The 22,046-nt window shown below is 72.3% G+C and carries 18 protein-coding genes; 9 read left to right on the forward strand and 9 right to left on the reverse strand.

The window, feature by feature from the left end:
* The first annotated feature begins 72 nt into the window (after positions 1-72).
* Genes A6A25_RS20355 through A6A25_RS20370 form a run of 4 tightly spaced genes read left to right on the forward strand, consistent with a single transcriptional unit; the run spans position 73 to position 3,671 of the window.
* Positions 73-618, forward strand: a complete 546-nt coding sequence (locus tag A6A25_RS20355; RefSeq protein ID WP_073892298.1) for a PadR family transcriptional regulator — start codon at positions 73-75, stop codon at positions 616-618.
* A complete protein-coding gene (locus tag A6A25_RS20360; RefSeq protein ID WP_073892299.1) occupies positions 615-2,630 on the forward strand; it encodes an NADPH-dependent 2,4-dienoyl-CoA reductase in 2,016 nt (671 codons plus the stop codon). The genes A6A25_RS20355 and A6A25_RS20360 overlap by 4 nt, the downstream gene beginning before the upstream one ends.
* Before the next feature lie 22 nt (positions 2,631-2,652).
* Positions 2,653-3,039, forward strand: coding sequence for a nuclear transport factor 2 family protein (locus tag A6A25_RS20365; RefSeq protein ID WP_073892300.1), 387 nt, complete (start codon positions 2,653-2,655; stop codon positions 3,037-3,039).
* Between the two features lie 29 nt (positions 3,040-3,068).
* The gene (locus A6A25_RS20370; protein ID WP_083668495.1) at positions 3,069-3,671 is read left to right on the forward strand and encodes an HD domain-containing protein; all 603 of its coding nucleotides are present in this window, start codon (positions 3,069-3,071) and stop codon (positions 3,669-3,671) included.
* 21 nt (positions 3,672-3,692) lie between these two features.
* Here the strand turns inward: A6A25_RS20370 and A6A25_RS20375 are convergent, their stop codons facing one another.
* Complete coding sequence (locus tag A6A25_RS20375; RefSeq protein WP_073892301.1) at positions 3,693-6,902, reverse strand: S8 family serine peptidase; 3,210 nt, start codon at positions 6,900-6,902, stop codon at positions 3,693-3,695.
* Positions 6,903-7,081: 179 nt separating this feature from the next.
* On the opposite strand from A6A25_RS20375, the gene A6A25_RS20380 reads away from it, so the two are divergent.
* The gene (locus A6A25_RS20380; protein ID WP_143193293.1) at positions 7,082-7,771 is read left to right on the forward strand and encodes a DUF6461 domain-containing protein; all 690 of its coding nucleotides are present in this window, start codon (positions 7,082-7,084) and stop codon (positions 7,769-7,771) included.
* A 43-nt stretch (positions 7,772-7,814) separates the two neighbouring features.
* Here the strand turns inward: A6A25_RS20380 and A6A25_RS20385 are convergent, their stop codons facing one another.
* Positions 7,815-8,711 carry a LysR family transcriptional regulator gene (locus tag A6A25_RS20385; RefSeq protein WP_073892303.1) on the reverse strand — a complete coding sequence of 299 codons (897 nt, stop codon included), beginning with the start codon at positions 8,709-8,711 and terminating at the stop codon, positions 7,815-7,817.
* A gap of 86 nt (positions 8,712-8,797) precedes the next feature.
* Between A6A25_RS20385 and A6A25_RS20390 the strand changes: the two genes are divergently transcribed.
* Complete coding sequence (locus A6A25_RS20390) at positions 8,798-9,640, forward strand: oxidoreductase (RefSeq protein ID WP_073892367.1); 843 nt, start codon at positions 8,798-8,800, stop codon at positions 9,638-9,640.
* Between the two features lie 75 nt (positions 9,641-9,715).
* Here the strand turns inward: A6A25_RS20390 and A6A25_RS20395 are convergent, their stop codons facing one another.
* Positions 9,716-10,183, reverse strand: coding sequence for a nitroreductase family deazaflavin-dependent oxidoreductase (locus A6A25_RS20395; protein ID WP_073892304.1), 468 nt, complete (start codon positions 10,181-10,183; stop codon positions 9,716-9,718).
* A gap of 145 nt (positions 10,184-10,328) precedes the next feature.
* Positions 10,329-12,065 (reverse strand): RICIN domain-containing protein, encoded by a 1,737-nt coding sequence (locus A6A25_RS20400; RefSeq protein ID WP_073892305.1) that lies wholly within the window; start codon positions 12,063-12,065, stop codon positions 10,329-10,331.
* Positions 12,066-12,614: 549 nt separating this feature from the next.
* Here A6A25_RS20400 and A6A25_RS20405 point away from each other — a divergent pair.
* Positions 12,615-13,748 carry a hypothetical protein gene (locus A6A25_RS20405; RefSeq protein WP_073892306.1) on the forward strand — a complete coding sequence of 378 codons (1,134 nt, stop codon included), beginning with the start codon at positions 12,615-12,617 and terminating at the stop codon, positions 13,746-13,748.
* Here the strand turns inward: A6A25_RS20405 and A6A25_RS20410 are convergent, their stop codons facing one another.
* Both A6A25_RS20410 and A6A25_RS20415 read right to left on the reverse strand, forming a co-directional pair.
* The gene (locus A6A25_RS20410) at positions 13,749-14,429 is read right to left on the reverse strand and encodes a response regulator (RefSeq protein WP_073892307.1); all 681 of its coding nucleotides are present in this window, start codon (positions 14,427-14,429) and stop codon (positions 13,749-13,751) included.
* On the reverse strand, positions 14,426-16,966 hold the full coding sequence (locus A6A25_RS20415) for a DUF4118 domain-containing protein (protein ID WP_073892308.1): 2,541 nt from the start codon (positions 16,964-16,966) through the stop codon (positions 14,426-14,428). Before A6A25_RS20415 ends, A6A25_RS20410 begins: the two co-directional genes overlap by 4 nt.
* A 204-nt stretch (positions 16,967-17,170) precedes the next feature.
* On the opposite strand from A6A25_RS20415, the gene A6A25_RS20420 reads away from it, so the two are divergent.
* On the forward strand, positions 17,171-18,877 hold the full coding sequence (locus tag A6A25_RS20420) for a PHP domain-containing protein (RefSeq protein WP_073892309.1): 1,707 nt from the start codon (positions 17,171-17,173) through the stop codon (positions 18,875-18,877).
* Positions 18,877-19,419: a hypothetical protein gene (locus A6A25_RS20425; protein WP_073892310.1), complete on the forward strand. Its 543-nt coding sequence runs from the start codon at positions 18,877-18,879 to the stop codon at positions 19,417-19,419. The genes A6A25_RS20420 and A6A25_RS20425 overlap by 1 nt, the downstream gene beginning before the upstream one ends.
* Here A6A25_RS20425 and A6A25_RS20430 read toward each other — a convergent pair.
* The 3 genes from A6A25_RS20430 to A6A25_RS20440 form a co-directional block, all read right to left on the reverse strand.
* Positions 19,339-19,785, reverse strand: coding sequence for a DUF6010 family protein (locus A6A25_RS20430; RefSeq protein ID WP_073892311.1), 447 nt, complete (start codon positions 19,783-19,785; stop codon positions 19,339-19,341). The two genes, A6A25_RS20425 and A6A25_RS20430, sit on opposite strands and share 81 nt — an antisense overlap.
* Before the next feature lie 168 nt (positions 19,786-19,953).
* The gene (locus A6A25_RS20435) at positions 19,954-21,510 is read right to left on the reverse strand and encodes an MDR family MFS transporter (protein WP_073892312.1); all 1,557 of its coding nucleotides are present in this window, start codon (positions 21,508-21,510) and stop codon (positions 19,954-19,956) included.
* A complete protein-coding gene (locus tag A6A25_RS20440; protein WP_073892313.1) occupies positions 21,507-21,965 on the reverse strand; it encodes a MarR family winged helix-turn-helix transcriptional regulator in 459 nt (152 codons plus the stop codon). The genes A6A25_RS20435 and A6A25_RS20440 overlap by 4 nt, the downstream gene beginning before the upstream one ends.
* Positions 21,966-22,046 lie beyond the last annotated feature (81 nt).

Raw genomic sequence — 22,046 nt, forward strand, 5'->3', positions numbered from 1 at the left:
CGCCGGGAGTCCGCTCCGCGCGGCTATGCAACTAGTTGCACTGCACCTCGTTGCACAGCTACCGTCACCGGCATGGCGTTGGAGCACGCGATCCTCGTGTCGCTGGACGAGCGCTCGGGCTCGGGCTACGAGTTGGCCCAGCGGTTCGAGAAGTCCATCGGCTTCTTCTGGGCCGCCACCCACCAGCAGATCTACCGCACGCTCAAGCGCATGGTGGAGCTGGGCTGGGTGTCGTGCCACGAGGTCGCCCAGGAGGGCCGCCCGGACAAGAAGGTCTACGAGGTCGCCGAGGCGGGCCGGGCGGAGCTGGCCCGCTGGCTGGCCTCACCCGGCGAGCCGGAGACCATCCGGCACGACCTGTCGGTGAAGATCCGCGGCGCGTCGCTGGGTGACGCCGCCGCGTTGACCGGCGAGATCGCCCGGCACCGCGACCTGCACGCCGAACGCCTCGACGTCTACCTCGCCATCGAGAAGAAGGACTTCCCGGACCCGTCGGCCCTGTCCGGCCGGCGGCTGCACCAGTACCTGGTCCTGCGCGGCGGCATCCGGGCCGAGCGGGCGCTGGTCGAGTGGTGCGACGAGGTGCTGGCCGCGATGCGAGAGGACGATCGGCGATGACCGCGTACCCCACCCTGCTCCAGCCCTTGGACCTGGGCTTCACCACCCTGCGCAACCGGGTCCTCATGGGCTCCATGCACACCGGCAACGAGGACCGCGCCAAGGACTTCGACGCGCTGGCCGCCTACTTCGCCGAACGGGCGCGCGGCGGCGTCGGTCTCATCGTCACCGGCGGTTTCTCGCCCAGTTGGACGGGCTCGCTCTACCCGTTCGCCTCCAAGCTCACCACGCACCGCGAAGCGCGCGACCACCGCGTCATCACGCAGGCCGTGCACGAGCACGACGGCAAGATCGCCCTCCAGCTGCTGCACGCGGGCCGGTACGCCTACCACCCGTTGAGCGTGTCCGCGTCCGCGCTCAAGTCCCCGATCAGCAAGTTCCGCCCCCGCGCGCTGTCGGACCGGGGCGTGCGCGCCCAGATCGACGCGTTCGCCCGCGCCACGGCGCTGGCCCGTGAGGCGGGCTACGACGGCGTCGAGATCATGGGCTCCGAGGGCTACTTCATCAACCAGTTCCTGGCGCCGCGCACGAACAAGCGCACCGACCGCTGGGGCGGCAGCGCGGAGAACCGGCGGCGCGTCGCGGTCGAGATCGTGCGCCGGTGCCGCGAGGCCGCCGGTCCGGACTTCATCATCATCTACCGGCTGTCGATGATCGACCTGGTCGAGGACGGCCAGACGTGGGACGAGGTGGTCGCGCTCGGCCGGGAGGTCGAGGCGGCCGGTGCGACGATCGTCAACACCGGCATCGGGTGGCACGAGGCACGCGTGCCGACGATCGTCACGTCCGTACCGCGTGCGGCGTTCACGAACGTCACCGCCAAGCTGCGCCCGCACGTCGGCATCCCGGTGGTCACCTCGAACCGGATCAACATGCCGGAGGTCGCCGAGGAGGTGCTGGCGCGCGGTGACGCGGACATGGTGTCGATGGCGCGCCCGTTCCTGGCCGACCCGGACTGGGTGCGCAAGGCCGAGACCGGCCGGGCCGACGAGATCAACACGTGCATCGCGTGCAACCAGGCGTGCCTGGACCACACGTTCTCGTTGAAGAAGGCCTCGTGCATGGTCAACCCGCGCGCGGGCAACGAGGTCACGCTGCGCCTACTCCCGACCCGCCGCGCCAAGCGGGTCGCGGTGGTCGGCGCGGGTCCGGCGGGGCTGGCGGCGGCGACCGCGCTGGCCGAGCGCGGGCACGCGGTGGAGCTGTTCGAGGCCGACGACGACATCGGCGGCCAGTTCGCCATCGCCCGGCGCATCCCGGGCAAGGAGGAGTTCGCCGAGACGATCCGCTACTACCGGCGGCGGATCGAGCTGACCGGGGTCAAGCTGCACCTCGGCACCCGGGTCACCGCCGACGACGTGGCCGACTTCGACGAGGTCGTCATCGCCACCGGCGTCACGCCACGCGTGCCCGCCATCCCCGGCGTGGAGCGCGCGCTGTCCTATGTGGACGTGGTGCGGCACGGCGCGCCGGTCGGCGACCGGGTGGCGGTGATCGGCGCGGGCGGCATCGGGGTGGACGTCACCGAGTTCCTCACCCACGCCTCCTCCCCCGCGCTCGACGTGGCCGAGTGGCGTGCCGAGTGGGGCGTCACGGATCCCGAACTGGTGCGCGGCGGCGTCACCGCGCCGAAGCCCGCCAAGGCCGCGCGGCAGGTGTACCTGTTGCAGCGCAAGGCGTCCCGGATCGGCAAGGGCCTGGGCAAGACCACCGGCTGGGTGCACCGGGCGGCGCTGGCGGCCAAGGGCGTCGAGCAGGTGACCGGCGTGAACTACGAGCGGATCGACGACGCGGGCCTGCACATCACGTTCGGACCCGAGCGCGAACGGCCGCGGGTGCTCGACGTCGACACGGTGGTGGTGTGCGCGGGCCAGGAGTCGGTGCGCGACCTGGTGGACGAGCTCGCCGGGCGTGGCGTCGTCACGCACGTCATCGGCGGCGCGGACGTGGCGGCGGAGCTCGACGCCAAACGCGCCATCGACCAGGGCACGCGGCTCGCGGCCACGATCTGACGGATTCGACCAGGAGGCACGGATGAACGCGGCACTGCGGTTCAAGGCGGCTGTCGAGGCGGACGACATCGTCGGCGCGACGGAGTTCTTCAGCGACGACATCACCCTGCACAGCCCCGTCAAGTTTCAGCCGTTCGAGGGAATCGACGCGGTGCGCTCGCTGTTCCGCGTGCTGCAGCGGACGTTCGAGGACTTCCGGTACGTCGGCCAGTACGACGGGCCCAACGGCCACGTGCTGCACTTCCGCACCGTGGTGAACGGCAGGCAGGTCGAGGGCATCGACCTGATCGAACTGGACGAGGACGGCCGGATCGGCACGTTCACCGTGATGATCCGGCCCCAGTCGGCGCTGACCGCGGTCGGCGAGGCGATCCTGGCGGGCCTGGTCGCCGACGGCGCGGTGTCGTAGCCGACCGGCGTCACCCTAGGCTGCACGACGTGGACTTCATCTTCACCCGGCCCGACTCGAAGGCCTCCGCCGCCGCGCTGGAGGTGTGCCACGAGTACGCCGAGCCCTGGCTGCTGAACCACTCGTTGCGCGCCTACTCGTGGGCCGCCGCGTACGCCTCCATCGAGGACATCGCCTACGACGGTGAGCTGCTGTACGTCGCCGCGCTCCTGCACGACCTCGCGCTCACCCCGGCGTTCGACAACCACGCGTTGCCGTTCGAGGAGGCGGGCGGGCACGTGGCGTGGGTGTTCGCGGCCGGCGCCGGGTGGGGACGGGCGCGGCGCGACCGGGTGGCGGAGGTCATCGTGCTGCACATGCGCGACGACGTGCCCGCCGGGGACGACCCGGAGAGCCACCTGTTGCAGGTCGCGGTCAGCGCCGACGTGTCGGGCCGCGGCCTCGACCGGTTCCCCGAGCAGGTCAAGGACGACGTCGTGACCCGGTACCCGCGGCTGGGCTTCGCCGACGCGTTCCTGCGCCGCGCCGAGGACCAGGCCGAGCGCAAACCCCGCTGCGCGGCCGCCGCACTGATGCGCGACGGCTGGGCGCAGCGGTTGGCGAACAACCCGTTGGACGCGCCCGGCCGGTGACCGGGCGCGTCCGAGGGTCGATCACTTCAGGCCGTAGGCCCGGATGATCGTCTGGTCGACCGTGTTGCCCGCGGCGTCACGGGCCTGTGCCTTGAGCGAGACGAACTTCGCCCCGGCCGGGTGCACGACCGCCGCCAGCCAGCGCTCGCCGACCTTGACCAGCGGCGCGGGCCGCCACGTCGCGCCGTCGTCGAACGACACCTGCACGGCGGGCTTGGCCACGCCCCGGGCGCCGGTCACGCCGTTGCGCTGCACGTACACCGGGATCGTGAACGGCCGTCCCGCCGCCGTCCGGTTCTCGGCGTCCAGCGACGGCGCGAACCGCACCGCGAGCAGCGGCAGGGCCGCCGGGTCCTCGCCGGCGACGTGCTCGGAGGTGAACGACCAGTCCGCCGCCACCCGGGTGGACAGCTCGGCCACGCCGGACCGCTCCGCCTCGGTGTGCAGCCGGTAGGTGCCCTTGCCCGCGGGCACCACGCCCGTCACGTACCCGTCGTAGGGCGACTCGGCGAGCAGCACGCCGTCGCGGTGCAGCGTCGTCTTCGCCGCCGTGACGTCGGAGAACCCGTAGTGGTTCGGGTCCTGGTCGCTGAACATCGGCAGCGAGATCACGACCTCGTCGCCGAGCCGCCCCGCCCACTCGTAGGCGCGGTTCGTCATCGGGAAGGCCGGTCCGAACACCGCCGCGTTCCACTTCTCGGAGACCGTGCGGCCCGCGGTGAACGTGCGCGGCAGCCCGGTCCCCTGGTTGCTCTGCGGCGGGAACGCCTGCGGCTCGGGCATCTGCAGGAAGTTGCCGTACCAGCCGATGCCGGGCGTGTAGTACTCGGTGATCTCCAGCGGCAGCGGACCGCCCGCCATCTGGTCGCGGAACCCGGTCGTGCCCGGTCCGGCCGAGGCGACCAGCGACTTGACCTTCACCAGGTCACGGCGGTGGAACGCGCGGTCGAGCCGGTCGGGCACCGCGCCGTCGTGCCGCCAGGCGACCGAGTACTGGTACGGGCTGCCGACGAACGAGTCGTTGCCGTCGGGCTTGGCGAGCCGCCCGGCGACCTCGAAGGTCGCCGCACCCGGCGCGGACGTCTTCGACGGCACGAACAGCACGTCCTCCGGCCGGAACCCGATGAACCCGTTGCCCGTCTCGCCCCACGACGCCGTCCGGCTGAAGAACACCTCGGTGTACCCGGCCTCCGCGTCCGGCTCGTCCACCGACAGGGCGAGCGGCTTGCCCGCGCGGGCGTCGAACACGAACTCGGCGGGACCGGTGATCGTGAGGCTGGGCTCCAGCACCTGGGTCAACTGCCCGGTCGCCCGGGTCTGGATGAACGCGTCGGCGTAGAACGTGCCCTTCGGCACGCGGACGATGACCGTGCCGGACGGGTCGTGCTGCAGGTACGCCTTGCGGTGGCCCATGTCGACGAGCCGGAAGAAGTAGTCCGGGGCGGGCGCGCCGGTGTGGTCGAGGAACGTGAGCTTGACGTCGTAGCTCTCGACCTCCTTGGTCACGCCGATCGGCGTGCGCAGCGGCGTGGCGCCGCCGGTGGCCACGACGGCACCGCTGTACCGGCCCTCGGGACCGGCCGGCGCGGTGTCGACCGTGACCAGGACCGTCGCCTCACCGCCGGCGGGCACGGTGAGCGACGAGGGCGAGAACGCGACCATGCCCGCGGGTGCCGGGTCGCCGTTCGGGTCGCGCAGGTCGGCGGTGGGCGTCAGGGTCACCGGTGCGGTGCCGGTGTTGCGGTAGGCGATCTTCGCCTGGATCGGCTGGTCGTCGGTGTGCGGCCACCGGGCCACGCCCAGGCTCAGCGACGCGGGTTCGGCGGTCAGCGACTGCTTCACGGCGGCGGTCACGTCCACCCGGCCCGCGCCCTGCTCGTGCGCGGTCAGGTCGGCGTTGGGCTTCGCGCTCGCCATGAGCGCGCTCTTGAGCTGCGCGGGTGTCCAGTCCGGGTGCTGCGCGGCGAGGATGGCCGCGGCTCCGGCCACGTGCGGCGAGGCCATCGACGTGCCGGACAACGCCACGTGCGCGTCGCCGACCGGTGTGCCGATGCGGCCGTTCTTCGCCTTGGCCGCGACGATGTCCACGCCCGGCGCGGTGATGTCCGGCTTGATCGCGTCGTCGTCCCAGCGCGGTCCGCGCGAGGAGAACTCGGCCAGCCGGTCGGACCGGTCCACCGCGCCGACGGTGAGCGCCAGGTCGGCCGCCGCCGGGCTGCCGATGCTCTGCTCGACCGGCCCGCTGTTGCCCGCCGAGACCACGAACAGCGCGCCGCCGGTGCTGGTGAGCCGGTTGACGGCCTGCGACATCGGGTCCGTGCCGTCGGTGCGCATCGAGCTGCCCAGGCTCATGTTGACCACGTCGGCGCCCGCCGCCACGGCCCACTCCATGCCCGCGATGATGTCCGACTCGTAGCCGCCGCCGTGGTCGTCGAGGACCTTGCCGTTGAGCACGGCGCTGTCCGGCGCCACGCCCTGGTAGCGGCCGGAGCCGGTGATGGTGGCCGCGACGTGCGTGCCGTGGCCGACCCGGTCGTCGGTGTCAGGGCTGTCGGTGAAGTTGCGCGACTCCACCACGGCGCCCACGAGGTCCGGGTGCGTCGGGTCGACGCCGGTGTCCAGGACCGCGACCTTGGCGCCGGCGCCGGTGTGCCCGTCCTGCCAGGCCTGCGGGGCGCCGACCTGCGGCACGCTGCGGTCGAGCGTGGCCCGGACCGGACCGTCCAGCCACACCTTGTCGACCCCCGCGGCCCGCACCCCCGTCCAGAACCCGGTGTCCTTCGGCACCTTCACCGCGTACCCGCCGATGCTGGTCAGCGGTTCACCGGCCACGGCCGGGCCGGTCGACGTCACGATCAGCGGCGTGACGTGGGTCGACCGGTCGTCGTAGCCCGCCCGGATCAGGCCCGTGACGTCGAACAGCCGCTCGTCCAGCCGACCGGACCGCACGTCGGCCAGCACGTCGGTCGGCAGCACGTGCAGGTCACCGTGCTCGTCGAGCCGCTGCACGAACCGCACGTCCGCACGACCGCGACCGGGCCGCACGTGCGCCCGGTCACCGCGGACCGTGACCACGTCACCGGTCACCAGCGTGACCGTGCCCTCGGCGCGCGCACCACCGGCCCGTTCCCCCTGCTCCTGCGGCTCGGCCGTCGACGGGACCCCGGCGGCGACCATCACCGCCGCCGCGAACAGCCCCAACGCCAGCGGTGCCCTCGTTCTGCGGGACATGTGAACTCCCCTCACCGTGGCGGTACCTCACCGACCGCCACTGCCCTCGGTGACTAGGACACCGCAGAGAGCCACCGCGTTGCACCGGAGATCGCGCAACCTGCGGTGCTATTACCCACTCGGCCCAACCGCGGCCCCGGTGTCCGCCCGCCGCACTCCCCTGCCCCTAAGGTGATCGCGTGTCGTTACCCGATCCCGTCGTGCGCCCCGATGCGGTCGACCACTACGTCACCCTCCTGGCCGACGACGGCGCGCTGCCGTCGGAGGCGTTCTGCCTGACCGTGGTGCGCGGGCTGTCCGTGGCCGAGGCGTTGACCCGCTTCGACGCGCCGCCCTCGGGATGGACGACGACTCTCGCCGACGCCGGGCCAACGTCGGTCGCGGCGTACCCGGACGAACTGCCGCTCGTGGTCGCCGACCACCTCGACGGCTGGACGCTGCCGGCCGAGGACAACGGCTACCACGGTGCCCAGGAAGAGGTCGTGGCGACGTTGTCGGTCGGGACGGTCGCGGCGAGCGTGCACTGGAACGTCGAGTTCGACAGCAACCTCGTGCCCGATGGGGACCTGCTCGCGCGGGCACACGCGGAATACCGGGAGGCGCTGCACCTGCGGTGGCGGCGGTGCCTCCCGCGGACCTTGCCGGCGGACCCGGTCGAGCGGTTGCAGGCGGAGTTCCGCCGCCGCGACGCGGACACCGGCGCGGAGCGGGCGGCGGTGGCCCGTGCCCACGCGTTGGCGGCCACCGCCGCGAGCCGGGTTGCCGATCCGGCGGAGGCCCTGGGTTGGGCCGTCTACAACGCCATCCAGGCCGACCGGGCGGTCGAGCCACACCGACTCGGCCTCGAGTGGGTCCAGCGGCTGACCTGACCCGGGCCGTTCGACCGACCGCAACGACCGGCCTGCCGCGAGGTCAGGCGCGGGACGCGCCCAGGTCCGCCGCCGCACGGGCGTAGCCGACGACGAGCGGCCGGGTGTCGTCCGCTCGCCAGGCGACCGCCAGTTCGCACGGTGCCACGCCGGTGACCGGCCGCACCACCACGTCGTCCCGGGCGATCAGCGGCGCGTTGCCCTCCGCCAGCAGCACCACGCCGTCGCCGTTCGCCACGGCCTCGTGGGTCTCCTCGGCACTGGCGATCTCGCCGCCGATGATCGGCTCCCGGCCGCCACGCGCGTCCAGCGCGAGCCAGTGGTCACGCGCGTGGCCCGCCGATTCGGGCAGCGCGAGGAACGGCTCGTCCAGCAGCTCGGCGAACTCGACGCGGTCGCGGGCCGCCAGCCGGTGGCCCGCCGGCAGCGCGACCAGGCGCGGCTCGCGCGCGACCACCACCCAGCGGTACCGGTCCACGTCGGCGATCGGCAACCAGACGAAGCCGACATCGGCCGAGCCGTCGCCGAGGCCGACCGTCGGATCGCCCCAGCGGACCTGGCGCAGCGTGATCCTGGCGTCCGGGTGCTCGGCGGTCAGCCTGGACCGCAGTGCGGGCAGCAGGCCACGGCCCGGGCTGGTGCTCATGCCGACCACCAGAGTCGCTTGCCGCGCCGCCTTCGCCGACTCGACCGCCGCCCGTGCCCGGGCCCACTCCGCCACGATCCGCTCGGCGTGCGGCAGCAGCGCGGCGCCGACCTCGGTCAGCCGCACCTCGCGCCGGTCCCGCTCGAACAACGGCGCGCCGAGCTGCCGCTCCAGCACCCGGATCTGCTTGCTCAACGCGGGCTGGGACACGAACAGCCGCGCGGCCGCCCGGGTGAAGTGCAGTTCCTCGGCCACGGTGACGAAGTAGCTCAAGTCGCGTCCGTGCACGTCCATAACCAATGGCTATCACAGCCGATCTTGGACGCGGCACGGCCCACCGGGCACAGTGGACACCGCACAACGCGAACTGGGGAGTGAAGTTGACGAACAACCCGAAGGTGTGGCTGGTGACCGGCGCGAACAGCGGCTTCGGCCGGGCGATCGCCGAGGACGCGATCGCCGCGGGCGACACCGTGGTCGCCGCCGTCCGCCGCCCGGAGACGCTGGCCGACCTGGTGGCGCGCCACCCCGACCAGATGGACCCGGTGCGGCTGGACGTGACCGACACCGCGCGGATCGAGGAAGTGGTGGCGGACGTGCTGGCCCGGCACGGCCGGATCGACGTGCTGGTGAACAACGCGGGCCGGACGCAGGTCGGCGCGGTCGAGGAGACCACCGACGCCGAGCTGCGGTACCTGTTCGACCTGCACTTCTTCGGTCCGGCCGCGCTGATTCGCGCGGTGCTGCCGTCGATGCGGGCCCGGCGCGCCGGCGCGATCGTGAACCTGAGCAGCGTCGGTGGCCAGATGTCGTTCGCCGGGTTCGGCGCGTACAGCGGCACGAAGTTCGCCCTCGAAGGGCTGTCCGAGGCGCTGGCGGACGAGGTCGCGGAGTTCGGCATCAAGGTGCTCGTGGTCGAGCCCGGGGCGTTCCGCACCAACCTGTTCGGCGCGGGCGCGGCGTACTTCAGCGAGGAGAACCCGGCCTACGCGGGCAGCGCGGGCAAGACCCGGGACTTCGTCAAGACCGGGCACGGCGGGCAGGCCGGTGACCCGGCCAAGGCGGCCGCCGCCATCCGGACCGCGCTGACCGCCGACAACACCCCGCTGCGGCTGCCGCTCGGCGACGACTCGGTGGACACGATCCTCGGCCACCTGGACGCCGTGCGCGCGGAGATCAGCGACTGGGAGAAGGTCGCTCGGGACACCAGGTTCGACCAGTGAGCACGGTCCGGCGCGGGCACCTCTACGGCGAGGAGGGTGCCCGCGCCGGACCTGCCCGCGTCTCCGGCCGACGGCTCACTCCCGGTCGAGCGGGGTCAGCGCGACCACCGGGATGGTCCGCGTCACGCCGTCCTGGTAGGCCGCGTAGAACGGGTACTGCGCACTCACCGCGTCGAACGCGCGATCACGTTCGGCGCCCTCGAGGACGACCGCGCGGGCGGCGGACCGCACACCGTCGACCTGCACGGTGACCTCGGGCTTCGCCACCAGGTTGCGGTACCAGTCGGGGTGGTGGGGCTTGCCGAAGTTGCTGGCCACCAGCAGGTAGCGGGCACCGTCGCGGAAATAGGTGATGGGCGCGGTCCTGGGCCGGCCCGTCCGCGCGCCGGTCGTGGTCAGCAGCAGGAGGTCCATGCCGGTCAGCACGCCGCCGACACGTCCGGCACCGGCCCGGTACTCCCCCAGGATGGCCGCGTTCCAGGCGTGGACCTCCTCGCGGGACGCGTCAGCGGACGGGACCGCGTCGCTGGCCTTGGCGCTCACTCCGTGCTCCTCCCGATCGAGTTGCTCCTCGCAACCTACTGACGATCGGTGACCGGGGCGAACATCATCCGTCCCGCTCACGGGACACGGGCGTACGAGCCTGCCGAAGCTCGGCTCGTACGCCCGTTCCCGCCCAACCGCCGGTCTACAGGGCGACCAGCTTGCCGCCGAGCGTCACCACCAGGCGGCCGTCGGAGGCGTAGGACCAGGCCAGCGCGCCGGAGTAGGACGCGCACCGCGAGCCGTTCGTGCCCATCCAGAACTGGTTCGACGTGTCGGAGTTGCCGACGATGCGGTCGTTCGTGCCACTGCTGCTGCGGCACGAGGTGTTGTTGCGGAACACCGAGGACCCGCCGTCGAACGTGTAGTTGCGCTCGTCGTTGTCGATGCTGAGGTTGTTCGAAATCGTCATCGTGCCGAGGTTGCGGTTGTAGGTCAGGCCGTGCTTGCCGTTGTCGTAGGCGATGTTGCGGCGGATGACGTGGTTGACGCCGATGTCCTCGCCGCCGAGCTTGTAGCCGTTGCGGTCGCCGTTGCCCGCCTGGCCGCCGTTGCTGAGCGTGCCGTTCTTGTAGGCCAGCGAGTCCTCGATGGTCACCGCCCCGATCGGGCCCGTGTCGGTCTTGGTGTAGAGGTCCCAGCCGTCGTCGATGTTGTTGTGCGCGACGGCGTACCGGAACACGTTGCCCGGTCCGGAGGTGAGCTTCGCAGCGAACCCGTCGGCGTCCTCGCCGTCGGAGTCGGCGTTGTCGTGGGACTCGGCGCTCAGGATGAGGTTGTTGGCCGGCCACTGGTCCTTCGGCGTGGTGGACAGCATCCGCGACAGCTGCAGGCCCGTGTCGCGGTTGAAGCGCGTCACCGTGCGCTCGAAGATGTTGTTGCTGCCGCCCACGAAGATGCCGTTGTCACCGGCGCGCTCGACCACGATGCCCTTGACGTGCCAGTAGTTGCCGTTCACCGCGAGGCCGCGGTTGGCCGGGTCCTCGGCCTGCGCGGAGAAGTTCAGCACCGGCGTCTCACCGGGGTGGGCGAACAGCTCCGTGCGGTCGCCCGACGTGCCGTTCTTGCCCTGCGGGATGGTCACCGTCTGCGCGAAGCGGTACGTGCCACCGCGCACCAGGATCGTCCCACCGGGCGTGATGCGGCTGATCGCCGAGGTCAACGTCGTCGGTGCCGACTCCGTGCCCGCGGCGCTGTCGGTGCCGTTCGGCGACACGTACAACGCGGAACTCGGCGGGTTCGTGGTCGTCGTGGTCGTAGTCGTGGTGGTGGTGCTCGTCGTGGTGCTGGTGCTGGTGCTGGTGGTCGTGGAGGTCGGTCCGCCGGTCACCGGGGTGAACGTCCACTGCTTGGTGGCGACGCTGTCGCACGAGTTCTGCTGCACCAGCGCACCGGCGGAGGTGGAGTTGTCCTTGATGTTCATGCACTTGCCGCCGTTGGTGTTGACCACGCGGTAGTTGCTGCCGCTGGCCGTCACCGCCCAGGTCTGGCCGGCGGCGCCGGTGCACGTCTCCAGCTGGATCGCCTTGCCCGCGCTGGTCGACGCGTCCCGGACGCCGACGCACAGGCCGCCGACCGCCGACGTGATCCGGTACCCGCCGCTCACCGCGGTCAGCGTCCACTCCTGGTCGGCACCGGTGGCGCACGCCTCCTGCCGGAGTTGCACGCCGCTGGTCGGACCAGGGGCGTCGAGGCACAGCCCGCTGCCCCCGTTCTTGACCGTGTACGTCCCCGCGCTGACGGCGGCGTCCGCCGGCGCGACGTTCGGCCACGCCGCGAGCGTGACCGCCAACGCGGCCACGGCGCCCGCCGCGATCAATCCCCGGCGGATGCCGGGCGGTCTTTTCCACCGCGTGACGACAGGCTGCTCCGGTGCACCCATGACCACTCCACTTCTGGACGTTCTGCGGGAAGACGTGCGCGGCCCCTTTTGTGCGCGGCGGAACACCCAGGGCATCCGATCGGGTTCGCGTGCGTTAGACGCACCATTCGAACACGAACCGCCATCTCGCCGGATGCTATGAGGTTCACCGCACCCGGTCAACGGCGGATTTCGGCGCAGCGACCTGCCACGACGGGTTCGAATCAATCGAACGCGCAGGTCACCACCCCACTATCGTGATCACCGACCACTGCGCCACCCGCACCGGAAAATACGGGCCGGTCATACTTGTGAACAAATCGGCGGCGCACTGGTCATACATGTGAACAACGGGCGCGCCACCACACCCCGGACCGCCTTTTCCGAACCGTTCACACGCCTTTCCGAGGAAACGTCGGCACGGTGTGCGCGCGGCGGAACGGGCGCGGCACCCGCGCCCGTGCGGGACCGCGGACGTTCCCCCTGATTCCGCTGTCCGGCCGACGCCGGAGCCGGCCCGCCGCGGCTACCGTCGGATCGATTCAGCGGACATCTCGCACTGGAGCGACCATGCCCAAGTTACGTACGCCCGCGGCCGTCTTCGCCCTGGCCGTGGCCCTGCCGCTGGTGACCGCGCCCACCGCGCAGGCGAGCGTCCTCGTCACCGAACTGCCCGGGCTCCCCGGCTACCCCACGCACCGCACGGTCTCGGTCAACGACCTCGGCCAGGTCATCGGCTTCACGTCCGGCAACGGCGCGCCGCACACCGTGCACTGGTCGCCCGGCGGCGGCGCCACCGACCTCGGTCCCGGTATTCCCTCGGGGCTCAACCAGGGCGGCCAGGTGCTGATCCAGCAATCCGTCAGCGCCACCGGCCCGTACGTCCAACGGCCGCGGATCTGGCACGCGGGCGAGGTCACCGACATCACGCCGGGCTCCGGCTGGGTGATCGCGTCGGCGATCAACAACCGCGGCGACGTGCCGATGACGCTGCCCAGCTCGTCCTCGGGCTACCACCAGGAGCGCGCGGTCCTGTGGCACGACGGCAAGCACACGTCCTTGCCGTTGACCGGGCCGCACCTGTGGCTGAGCGCCATCAACGACGCCGGGGTGGTGGCGGGCAACAAGCTGCCGATGTTCAACGGCGACGCCCACGCGTTCCGCTGCCTGGACTCCACGACGTGCGAACCGCTGGCCAAGGTGCCCGGCTCCGGCACGTACCGGGTCGAGGCGATCAACGAGGCCGGTGTGGTCGTCGGCAACCAGGACACCCAGGCGTTGCGCTGGGAAGGCACGGGCGTCACGGTGCTGTCCACCGACGGCGGGGTGGCCGACAACAAGCAGGCGCTCAACGAGCGCGGTGACGTCGTCGGCTGGACCAGGGAGTTCAACGGCGACCGCAAGGCGGTGCTGTGGCCCGCCGGCGGCAAGCCGGTCGACCTGGGCGTGCCCAGCCCGTCCGAGGCGGTCGCGATCAACGAGCGCGGTGACGTGATCGGCTGGACGTCGGCGGACAACCCCGACGCGCCGCGCGCGTTCCTGTGGCGCAACGGGAAGGTGGTCTACCTGGGTTCGCTGGGCGGCGCGCACAGCCTGCCGACCGCGTTGAACGACCGGGGCACGGTCGTCGGCGAGAGCACCACCGCCGACGGCACGCTCAAGGCCGTGAAGTGGACCCTGCTCACCACCACGCCGCGCCGCTGATCACGGCTGGAAGCGGTAGCCCCGGCCGGGTTCGGTGACCAGGTGCCGGGGGTGGGCGGGGTCCGGTTCGAGCTTGCGGCGCAGCTGGACCAGGTACACGCGCAGGTAGTGGGTGGCCGACGTGTGGTTCGGCCCCCACACCTCCGCGAGCAGCCGGCTCGGGCTGAGCACCTCGCCACCCGCCCGGACCAGGACCTCCAGCAGGCCCCACTCGGTCGGGGTCAGATGCACCTCGGTCCCGTCGCGGTGGATCTTCTTCGCGGTCAGGTCGACGGTGAACGACGCGGCGCGCACGAGCGGCTCGTCGGCCCCGGCCCGGCGCCGGGTCGACCGCCGCACGGCCGCCCGCAGCCGGGCCAGGAACTCCTCCATGCCGAACGGCTTGGTGACGTAGTCGTCGGCGCCCGCGTCCAGCGCGCGCACCTTGTCCGCCGAGTCGAGCCGGGCGGACAGCACGACGATCGGGGCGGTGGTGGCCCGGCGCAGGCCGGTGATCACGTCGAGGCCGTCGAGGTCGGGCAGGCCGAGGTCCAGCACGACCACGTCGGGGTGGTCGTCGGCCGCGCGCAGCGCCGAGGCGCCGTCCGCGGCGGTGAGGACCCGGTAGCCGTGGGCGGTCAGGCTGATCCGCAGCGCGCGCACGATCTGCGGGTCGTCGTCCACCACCAGCACGGTGGTCATGCCGTCGTCGCCGCGGCGATCGGGAACGACAGGACGATCGTCAGGCCGCCACCGGGGGTGTCCTCGGCGGTGATGGTGCCGCCCATGGCGTCCACGAACCCCTTCGCCACGCTCAGCCCGAGGCCGACGCCCGGCGTGGCGTCACGGTCGCCGAGGCGTTGGAACGGGGCGAACACCGCGTCGGCGGTGTTCTTCGGCAGCCCTTGCCCGTGGTCGACCACCCGCAGCTCGACCCGGTCGCCGTAGGCGCTGGCGCGCACCGCGACCTCCGGTTCGTCGACCTTGATCCGGCCGTCGCCGTCCACGTCCACCAGGCGGCGCGGGGTGAGCCTGCCGTGCCGGAGGGCGTTGTCGATCACGTTGGCCACGACGCGTTCCAGCAGGCCGAGGTCGGCGAGCACGGGCGGCAGGTGTTCGGCCACGTCCACGGACACCGTGCCGCGTTCATCGATACCGGCCAGAGCGCGCGCTACCACCTCGTCGTATGTCACCGCACGCAGTTGCGGCACGACCGCGCCGGTGGCCAGGCGGGACGAGTCGAGCAGGTTGTCGACCAGGCCGGTCAGCCGGTCCGCGGACACCTCGACGGTCTCCAGCAGCTCCGAGACGTCCTCATCGGACAGTCGCAGGTCCGCGTCACGCAGGCTGCCGACCGCGGCCTTGATGGAGGTCAGCGGCGTGCGCAGGTCGTGGCCGACGGCGGACAGCAACGCGGTGCGCAGCTCCGTGGTCTCGGCGCGCCGCTGCGCCTCGGCGGTCTCGGCGGCCATCCTCTGCTGCCGCAACGCCATCAGCGCCTGACCGGCCGCCGCCTCCAACGCCCGCTGGTCGGCCGCCGGCATCGCCCGACCGCGCAACGCCAGGTGCACGTCCGCCGTCACGGGCACGTCCACGTCCGCGTCGTCCGGCTCGGCGCACGGCCGCGGCCCGACGCACGCCACCCGTTCCCACTCCCCCTCGCGCCGCTCCAGCAGCGCCACGGACTCCAGCCCGAAGTTCTCCCGCACCTTCTCCAGCAGCCGGGCCAGCGGGAACGGGCTGGTCAGCACGGTCCGCGCGTAGGAGGCGAGCAGCGCGGCCTCGGTGCGGGCCCGCGCGCCCTGCTCGGCCAACCGTGCCGCCCGGTCCACCACCACCGCGACCAGCACGGCCACCAGCACCATCGCGACCAGCGTGACGAGGTTCGCCGGGGTCGCCACGGCGAGGCTGTAGTAGGGCGGGGTGAAGAAGAAGTTCAGCAGCCCCGCGCCCAGGAACGCCGTCGCCAGCGCGGGCCCGTACCCGCCGACCAGCGCGACCACCACCGTGACCAGGAAGAACCCGAGCAGGTCGGTCGAGGAGGTCAGACTGTCCTCCCACAGCAGCCCGATCACGGTCACGGCCGCGGGCAGCAGCACGGCCAGCGCCCAGCCGAGCAGCTTGCGGGTCCGCGCCCGCGGCATGCCACCCCACCGCCACCGCGGGCCACGACGGGATTCATCGTGGGTGACCATGTGCACGTCGATCGGCCCCGACGCCTGGATGGTCGCCGCGCCGATGCCCTCGTCGAACACCCTGGCCAGCCGCGACCGGCGGGACGTGCCCAGCACGAGCTGGGTGGCGTTCACGCCGCGGGCGAAGTCCAGCAGCGCGGTCGGCACGTCGTCGCCGACCACGGTGTGGAACGTCGCACCGACGTCCTCGGTGACCCGCCGGAACCCGGCCACCAGCTGCGGCGACACCCCGGCCAGGCCGTCGCCGCGCAGGACGTGCACGACCATCAGCTCCGCGCCCGCGCGTGCCGCGATGCGCCGGGCACGCCGGATCAGCGTCTCGCTCTCCGGGCCGCCGCTGATCGCGACCACGACCCGTTCCCTGGTCTCCCAGGTGTCGGTGATGCTCTGCTCGGAGCGGTAGCGCTGCAGCGCCACGTCCACCTGGTCGGCCACCCACAGCAGGGCCAGTTCGCGCAGCGCGGTGAGGTTGCCGACCCGGAAGTAGTTGCCCAGCGCCGCGTCGATCTTGTGCGCGGCGTAGACGTTGCCGTGCGCGAGGCGGCGGCGCAGCGCTTCCGGCGTGAGGTCGACCAGTTCGACCTGCTCGGCCCGCCGCACGACCTCGTCGGGCACGGTCTCGCGCTGCCGGACACCGGTGATCCGCTCGACCACGTCGTTGAGCGATTCGAGGTGCTGCACGTTGACCGTGGACAGCACGTCGATGCCCGCGTCCAGCAGCTCTTCGACGTCCTGCCGGCGCTTGGCGTTGCGCGAGCCGGCCGCGTTGGTGTGCGCGAGCTCGTCAACGACCGCGACCTCGGGCTTGCGTTCCAGCAGCGCGTCGACATCGAGCTCGCCGTCGAGCCGGCGGGGCAGCTGGTCCAGGCCGTCCAGCAAGGCGGCGGTGTTCTCGCGGCCGTGCGTCTCGACCAGGCCGACCACGACGTCCGTGCCCCGGGACTTGCGCCGGTGGGCCTCGCCGAGCATGGCGAACGTCTTCCCGACACCGGGCGCCGCGCCGAGGTAGATCCTCAGCTCACCGCGCTTGCGCTTGCCTTCCACGGCCTCAGTGTGCTCGCGCCCGGTCCGCCGCGCGGCCGAACCCCGGTCCTTTACGCGGTCTTGACGGTCCGCTCGCCCGGTACCGGGACGTCCCGGGACGGCGCCGAAGTGTTCACCGGGAGTTCGGCTCCGCGCACCACCGGACACATAGCCGCAAAACGATACTTCGGCGTGCCGCCGTTCGGGTCATGATCGGAGTACCGCATGTCGCACGACCACCACCACGACCACACCCACGAGCACCCGCACGAGGAGGTGGAGGGCAGCTGGCGCGACGCCGAGGACGACCGGCCGCTCTCGGTGGCGCGACGCCGGTTCCTGGCCGGGCTGGGCGCGGCCGGTGTGGCGACCACCATGGGCGCGGCGCTGGGCGCGGCGCCCGCCCACGCGCACGGTGACCGGCCGGCCACGCCGGTGAACCCGTGGCACGGGCGCGGGCGCTGGTTCGCGGGCGACCACCACATCCACACCAAGTACTCCAACGACGCCCAGTACGAGGTCGCCCAGCAGGTCGCCAAGGCCCGCGAGCACGGGCTGGACTGGGTCGTGATCACCGACCACGGCGGCGTCGCCCACGAGAAGTTCTCCATCGACCAGGTCGCGCCGGACATCGAGCGCGCCCGCAAGTCGTACCGGGACGTGCTGGTCTACCAGGGCCTGGAGTGGAACATCCCGGGCGCCGAGCACGCCACCGTGTTCCTGCCGCCCGGCCGGTCCACCGTGGACATCCTGCGGGCGTTCGAGGCGGCCTACGACGGCGGTGTGCTGTCCACGCCCGTAGACCGCGGCGGCAAGGGCCTGCTCACCCGCTCCACGTCGGCCGACGGTGAGCCGTACGCGTTGGCGGCCCTGCGGTACCTGGAGGCGCAGGTGCTCTCCGGCCGCACGGAGATCGCGCTGATGTTCGCCAACCACCCGGCCCGGCGCGGTGTGGACAGCCCGCACGAGTTCCGGGGCTGGCGTGACGCCGCGCCCGGTGTGGCGGTGGGCATGGAGGGCGCGCCCGGTCACCAGGCGGCGGGCATCCCGACCGCGGCCGGTGGCCGCGGCGCCGCGCGGGGGCTCTACGACGCCTCGCCGAACCAGGACAGCTTCCCCGGCTTCGCGCCGACCGCGACGGAGAACCCCTACCGCACGTACGGCGGGTTCGACTGGATGACCGCCAAGGTCGGCGGCCTGTGGGACTCGCTGCTGGCCGAGGGCAGGCCGTGGTGGGTCACCGCCACTTCCGACTCGCACCGGGTGCACCTGGACACGCACAAGCAGGGCACCGGCGACCACAACACGACCGGCAGCCGCGGCGCGCCCATCGACACCGGTGTGCCGCGGGTCGAGAGCGACTACTGGCCCGGTTTCTACAGCTCGACCCTGGTCGGCGCCGACTCGAAGTCCTATGTGGACGTGATGCGGGGCATGCAGGGCGGCAAGGTCGTCGCGGTGCACGGGCGGATCATCGACCGGCTGAACCTGCGGGTGCGCTCGCTCGGCGAGGGCGACAATCGGGGCGTCACGATCGGCGGTCGCACGTTCGTCCGGCGCGGTCACGACGTCGAAGTGGTGATCGAGGTCGACCTGGCGCGCGGCCCGAACTTCGCGGGCGTGGTGCCGAGGCTCGCGAAGGTGGACCTGATCGCCGGTCCGATCACCGGCCCGGTGGTGGACCGCGACACGTTCTCCGCGCCGGGCACGTCGGCGGTGAAGTCGTTCGAGGTGGCCCGCACCGCGCGTGGCACGGTCAAGTTCACGCACACGTTCCGCCGCGTGGAAGGGGCGTTCTACCTGCGGCTGCGCGGTTCGGACGGCAACCGGCTCACCTCGGACGGCAACCCGGTGATGGACGTGATCGGAGACGCCGACCCGTGGTCGGACCTGTGGTTCTACGCGAACCCGGTGTTCGTGGACGTCATCTGATGCCGTGGCTCGGCGCCGTGCCCGCCCTCCCCGGCGAGCACGGCGCGGCGCACGTCGACGCCGCGCTGCTGGCGGCGCTCGACGGCGTGGCGGCGGACTTCGTGTGCACGCACGTCGACCGGCTCGGGCCGGTAGCCGTCACCACGCTGTCCGCCCACGTCACCGGCGAGGTGGACGCGGCGCGGCTGGCGGAGTCGTTGGGCGGCCCGGTGGCCGTGCTCGACTCCGGCACCCCCGACTCCCCCGCCGCCCGTGCCGCGAGGGCCGGTCGGGACCGCACCGACGGCCGGTGCGTCCGGTTCCCCGGCCAGTCGGCACTCACCGGCACGCACCCCGCGGCCGAGGTGGTGGCGGTGTCGGCGATCGACCGGGTGGTCGGCATCGGCGTCGCGGTCGCCCCGACCGACCGGGTCGAGACGCTGGGCTTCCTGCGCCCGGTCTGCCGGGACGGCGAGCTGCTGCTACTGGTGGAACCCGCCGTCGGTGGTGTGCTGCGCCCGGCGGAGGCGGAGAGCCCGCACGAGTGCTGCGGGGGTCATTGACCGCCAACCCGGGCCGCCCGCGAACGCCCACAGGGCGATCACCGGGTCGCAGATCGCGCAGCCGAGCGACGAGTGCTCGGCGAACGGCACGATCGGGTTGCCGTACACGTGGTGCGCCACGTCGGCCGCCGTGTGCACGAGCCAGCCGATGCCGATGAACGTCCACGACGTCAGGCCCCGGTAGGCGCAGTAGGTGATGACGGCGGTGATGGCGAACTCCCACGCGCCCAGCCCGCCGCCGCTGAGGTACGCCGCACCGGCGCCGCCGACCATGACCGCGTTGAACGGTCGGCGGTGCCGGTCCGGGATCAAGGAGTTCAGGAGCACGTACAGCACGCCGATGAGCAGTGCCGAGACCACGACCATGGTTGGCGGTCCTTGTCGTCGCAGGAGATCGGTACCCCCGCGACGCTAGGAGCACGGCCGCCGGCCCGGCAGTGGCCGGAGTGCCACATCGCAACGGGTTCCCGCCAACCCTCGGCACGCGAAACGACCGGGGCCGGTGGCGCTGATCGCACCACCGGCCACGCGTTGTCAAGCGCCCGCCGCCACCTTCGGCTTATCCTCGGCCAGGTCCAGGCTGGTGCGCAGGGTGATCGGCTTGAGCAGCAGCGCGGCGACCACGCCGACGACCGCGATGGCCGCCGAGATCACGAAGATGTGCCCGGTGGCGTCGCCGTACGCGTTGCGGACGATGTGCTGCACCGCGTCCGGCAGCACGTTGAGGTTCAGGCTGCCGCCGCCCGCGCCGCCGACGGGCATGCCCGCCGCGGCCAGGTCGCGCGCGATGGCCTCCTCGACCCGGCGGGCCAGCACCGCGCCGAGCACCGACACGCCGATCGTGCCGCCCAGGGACCGGAAGAACGCGATGGTCGAGCTGGCCGCGCCGATGTCCTTCAACGGCACGGTGTTCTGCACCGCGAGCACCAGGTTCTGCATGCTCAGGCCGACACCGGTGCCGACGAGCAGCATCGCCGCGCCGACCAGCACGAGCGACGTGTCGTGGTCGATCTGCCCCAGCGCGAAGAACCCGACCACCAGCGTGACCGCGCCCACCACGATGTACGGCTTGACCCGGCCGGTCTTGGTGATCAGCCGCCCGGACACGATGGACGCGCCCAGCACACCGGCCATCATCGGGATGGTCAGCAGGCCCGCCTCGGTCGGGCTGTAGCCGCGGCCGATCTGGAAGTACTGGCCGAGGAACACCGCACCGCCGAACATCGCCATGCCGACCGCGACGCTGGCCAGGATCGCCAATGCCGTCGTGCGCTGCCGCACGATCCTCAGCGGCACCACGGGTTCCGCGGCACGTGCCTCGACCGCGATCGCCGCGCCCAGCAGCACGACCGACGCGCCGACCATGGCGAAGCTCTGCCACGACAGCCACGCGAACGAGCCGTCCACGAACGAGATCCAGACCAGCAGCACGCTCACGCCGACCGCGATCAGGCTCGCGCCCAGGTAGTCGATCTGCACGTCGTCGCGCCGGACCGTGCGCACCTTCAACGTCGCCTGCAGCACGAACAGCGCGATCACCGCGACCGGCACGCCGATGAAGAAGCACCAGCGCCAGCCGAGCCAGGGCGTGTCCACGATGAGGCCGCCCAGCAGCGGTCCGCCGACCGTGGCCAGCGCCATCACGCCGCCCAGGTAGCCGTTGTACCGGCCGCGTTCGCGCGGCGGGATCATCGCCGCGATCACGACCTGCACCAACGCCTGCAGCCCGCCGACGCCGACGCCCTGGAACGCGCGTGCCGCGATCAACTGGCCCGCGCTCTGCGCGAAACCGCTGACCACCGAGCCGACGATGAAGATCACGATGGCGACCTGGACCAGGGTCTTCTTGTCGAACAGGTCCGCGAGCTTGCCCCACACCGGGGTGGTGGCGGTCGCGGTCAGCAGGGTGGCGGTGACCACCCAGGTGTACTGGGTCTGCGAGCCGTCGAGCGCGCCGATGATCTGCGGCAGCGCCGTCGAGACCACGGTGCCGCTCAGCATCGCGACGAACAGCACCAGCAGCAGACCGCTCAGGGCCTCCAGGACTTGCCGGTGGCTCATCGTGCCGTCGGTGGTGGCGGGTGCGCTCATCGCGCGGCCTCCAAGGTGGAGCCGAGGGCTCCTTCGATATCGGTGGTCAGGCGGCCCAGCGCGGTGGTCAGCGCCTCGACCTCTTCGGTGGTCCAGCCGGCGAGCGCGCGGCCGAGCAGCCGGTCGTAGAACTCGCGGGCGTCGGCGAGCGCGGCCCGACCGCGTTCGGTCACCACGAGGATGCTGGCGCGGCCGTCGGCGGGGTCGGCACGGCGTTCGACCAGCCCGTGGGCGACCAGCGCGGCCACCGCCCGGCTGACCGTGGACGGGTCGAGCCCGGCGCGAGTGGCCAGTTCCTTGGCGTGGCACCCGCTGGGGTGCGCCCCGGCGCGGTCGATCAGCCCGAGCGTGCCGATCAGGCCCGGCGGCAGGGGGTGTGGCCGCTGTCTGACCATCCGCACGACCCTCAGCAGGTCACGAACCCGGTCTTCCAGCTGTCGCGCGACGGCGTCCATGCCGTCCCCCTGTCTCCTCGCATTGCTTGCCACATACAACTATCGCTCAAACTTGCGCGTCGTGCAACTTTGCTCGTAGTG

It is taken from the genome of Saccharothrix sp. CB00851 (assembly GCF_001905065.1).
In the GTDB taxonomy this organism is placed as follows: domain Bacteria; phylum Actinomycetota; class Actinomycetes; order Mycobacteriales; family Pseudonocardiaceae; genus Actinosynnema.

Coding starts and splice junctions, on each gene's coding strand:
- A6A25_RS20355 (WP_073892298.1), top strand. CDS start 73: ATGGCGTTGGAGCACGCGATCCTCGTGTCGCTGGACGAGCGCTCGGGC.
- A6A25_RS20360 (WP_073892299.1), top strand. CDS start 615: ATGACCGCGTACCCCACCCTGCTCCAGCCCTTGGACCTGGGCTTCACC.
- A6A25_RS20365 (WP_073892300.1), top strand. CDS start 2,653: ATGAACGCGGCACTGCGGTTCAAGGCGGCTGTCGAGGCGGACGACATC.
- A6A25_RS20375 (WP_073892301.1), bottom strand. CDS start 6,902: ATGTCCCGCAGAACGAGGGCACCGCTGGCGTTGGGGCTGTTCGCGGCG.
- A6A25_RS20385 (WP_073892303.1), bottom strand. CDS start 8,711: ATGGACGTGCACGGACGCGACTTGAGCTACTTCGTCACCGTGGCCGAG.
- A6A25_RS20400 (WP_073892305.1), bottom strand. CDS start 12,065: ATGGGTGCACCGGAGCAGCCTGTCGTCACGCGGTGGAAAAGACCGCCC.
- A6A25_RS20405 (WP_073892306.1), top strand. CDS start 12,615: ATGCCCAAGTTACGTACGCCCGCGGCCGTCTTCGCCCTGGCCGTGGCC.
- A6A25_RS20410 (WP_073892307.1), bottom strand. CDS start 14,429: ATGACCACCGTGCTGGTGGTGGACGACGACCCGCAGATCGTGCGCGCG.
- A6A25_RS20420 (WP_073892309.1), top strand. CDS start 17,171: ATGTCGCACGACCACCACCACGACCACACCCACGAGCACCCGCACGAG.
- A6A25_RS20425 (WP_073892310.1), top strand. CDS start 18,877: ATGCCGTGGCTCGGCGCCGTGCCCGCCCTCCCCGGCGAGCACGGCGCG.
- A6A25_RS20430 (WP_073892311.1), bottom strand. CDS start 19,785: ATGGTCGTGGTCTCGGCACTGCTCATCGGCGTGCTGTACGTGCTCCTG.
- A6A25_RS20435 (WP_073892312.1), bottom strand. CDS start 21,510: ATGAGCGCACCCGCCACCACCGACGGCACGATGAGCCACCGGCAAGTC.
- A6A25_RS20440 (WP_073892313.1), bottom strand. CDS start 21,965: ATGGACGCCGTCGCGCGACAGCTGGAAGACCGGGTTCGTGACCTGCTG.